The 635-nt window shown below is 67.6% G+C and carries 1 pseudogene; it reads left to right on the forward strand.

The features are described from left to right. Positions 1-635, forward strand: a pseudogene (locus tag FEV53_RS20590) (transposase); the annotation flags it as partial.

A 635-nucleotide genomic window follows, 5' to 3' on the forward strand; every position in this document is an offset into this window, starting at 1 on the left:
GTCGCAGACCGGTCGCCCTGCCACGCCGACGCGCCTGGTCGCGGGGCTTTTGTATCTCCGGCACGCCTTTCGGTTGTCCGACGAGGCGGTCGTGGTACGGTGGGCCGGGACGCCTTACTGGCAGCATTTCTGCGGCGAGACGGTCTTCCGGCATCGCCTGCCGATCGACCCCTCGTCGATGACGCGTTGGCGCAACCGGATCGGCGAGGAAGGTGTCGAGTGGCTGCTGTCCGGGACGATCAGGGCCGGACAGCGCGCCGGAGTGGGGCAGGATGCACCATCTCCAGAAGACTGCTGTCGAGACCACGGTGATGGAAAAGAACATCGCGCACCCCACCGATGCCCGGCTTTACGACGTCGCACGGCGCAAGCTGGTCGGGCTGGCCCGCGCGGCCGATATCAACCTGCGCCAGAACGACAATCGCCTCGGCCCCCGGCTTTGCGGGCAGGTCGGGCGCGATGCCCACGCCCGCCAGTTCAGGAGGATGCGCAAGGCCCTGCGTCGGCTCAAGGGCTATACCGGCCGCGTGCTGCGCGACATCGAACGGCAGACAGACAAGGGGACTGAGGGACCGCTGAAAGCGCGGATCGCGGAGATGACGGCGCTGGTAAACCGGTTGCTGGCGCAGAAGCCA

It is taken from the genome of Palleronia caenipelagi, from assembly GCF_007004065.1.
GTDB classification, from domain to species: Bacteria; Pseudomonadota; Alphaproteobacteria; order Rhodobacterales; family Rhodobacteraceae; genus Palleronia; species Palleronia caenipelagi.